Raw genomic sequence first — 1,888 nt, 5'->3', positions numbered from 1 at the left:
TGACGAGGTCTCGATCTCGTTCATCGCGGTCACCGCCTGGGCGACGATCTGCCCCCCCTTCTCGGCTTTCGTCCGCGCGGTTTCCGCCGACTTGCGGGCAGCGCCCGCCCCTTCCGCGGTCTGGTTGACCCCGCTCGTCACCTCGCCGAGCGCCGCCACCGTTTGTTCGAGATTCGCCGCCTGCTGCTCGGTGCGATGCGCCAGATCGTTCGATGCGACCGTGATCTCGCTCAGACCCGTGCGGATTGTACCGACCGAGCCCACCACGTGGCCGATTGCCTGCTCCAGTTCCTCAACCGAGGCGTTGAACTTCGCACGGATCGGCTCGAATTCCGACGCCACTTGGCTCGACATGCGAACCGTCAGGTCACCCGACGAAAGACGGTCGAAGCTCGCATCGACGACGCCCATGAAGGCGACGAGACCTTCCGTGCGGGCCTTGTCTTCCTCAACACGCTTGGCAGCCTCACGAGCCTGCGTGTCGCGCAGAGTCGCGGCGGCACGATTGGCTTCTTCGGATTTCAGATGTTCGGCTTCAAGAGACTGCCCCGCCCGAGTGATATCGGCGAACATCGTCGAAACGCGAACCGCGACCCAGGTCAGGACACCGGCTTCAATCAGGAGGATGGAGGCATGCAGCATGAGCCGCACGAAATCGGAGCCACCCGGATAGATCGCCGAAGGCAGAAGGAAGTTCAGGATGATATGATGGAGCGCCACCGTCACTGTCGCCGCGATGATTGATCGCCAGTCGAACATGGCGCCGATCAGGGCCAGGCCTGCAAAATAGGCCATGTGGATATCGACCTGGAGCTTGTTTCCGCTCATGGCCGCGAGGATCAGCGAGATGTTCGCCACGAGTGCGATTGACGCGACGATTCTCGCGGTGACGGCCGACGATTCGCGCCGCCACAGGACGAAAGCGACAGCGGCGATGGCGGCCGATGCAAAGACCGAGGTGAATTCCCACGCCCCCGTCAGAGCCTCGACAGCCAGAACGACTAACGGGCAGACAGAGAGAACCCACACAAAGGCCTTCAGAAGCCTTGCGCGATGGATATCGATCTCGTTTCTACCTACCATTATTTTGATCCTCTAAAGACAAGCATCCGGCGAAATCGCCATCAATGATCAAGAGTGCGCCGCGCTCCCGCAGGCGGGTTACGAGGTCCTGATCGCTAAATCGCACGACCACGACCGAGGGCCACGCCCCGACGTCGAGCAGATTGGCCGTGTCCGCGACGGTCTCGATGACACGTCGTTGCGACCACCAAGGGGGGAACACCGCGGCAATACTGTCGGTGCGTTGGATTTGCGGCTCCGGCACTGCAGCCAGGACCGCCGGCACCGTCGCGAGCGCCATCGCGACGGAAACGAGGATATTCTGACCAGCAGACACAGATGCTCCCTCAACACCCGACCGACATTACGAGTTGATCACCGGCCCGAGAGAAAGAATCGGGCAGGGGTGGCTCAGAACTCTTCCCAGCTCTCCTCGGCCGGTGCGGCCGCCTTTTGCGCGGCGCCTCCGGAGCCGGTCGCGCGCATCTGCGGCACGGGCTTGGAGGACGACAGCGGGGCCGATCCGGAGCGGCTCGCCGGCTTCGGCGCAGAGCGTGCCCCCTGGAGAGCGGCACCGCCGGCCTTCGCCGTCTTGAACCGCGCCACCACCTGCGCCAGCTCGTCGGTCTCGCTCTGCAGCGTCTGCGCGGCCGCCGTCGATTCCTCCACCATCGCCGCGTTCTGCTGCGTCACCTTGTCCATCTGGTCGGCCGCTCCCGACACCTCTCGAAGGCTCGTCGCCTGTTCGCGCGCGCTGTCGGCGATCTTCGCCACGACGTCCGCCATGCCGGAGACTTCCGCCACGATCTCGTCCAGCGACCGGCCC

General features: G+C 64.1%; 2 protein-coding genes and 1 pseudogene. All 3 read right to left on the bottom strand.

Annotated features, from left to right (window positions below; all coding sequences use genetic code 11):
- Window positions 1-1,083 (bottom strand): methyl-accepting chemotaxis protein (locus tag MF134_RS23730; protein ID WP_369695457.1); only part of this gene is annotated, 1,083 nt, incomplete at its 3' end.
- Complete coding sequence (locus MF134_RS23725) at window positions 1,073-1,399, bottom strand: hypothetical protein (RefSeq protein ID WP_255341862.1); 327 nt, start codon at window positions 1,397-1,399, stop codon at window positions 1,073-1,075. The genes MF134_RS23725 and MF134_RS23730, both read right to left, overlap by 11 nt.
- A gap of 74 nt (window positions 1,400-1,473) precedes the next feature.
- Window positions 1,474-1,888: pseudogene (locus tag MF134_RS23720) on the bottom strand (methyl-accepting chemotaxis protein); the annotation flags it as partial.

The sequence above is a fragment of the Jiella marina genome, from assembly GCF_024359545.1.
Taxonomy (GTDB): Bacteria; Pseudomonadota; Alphaproteobacteria; order Rhizobiales; family Rhizobiaceae; genus Jiella.
This window is presented reverse-complemented; position numbering and strand designations above follow the sequence as displayed.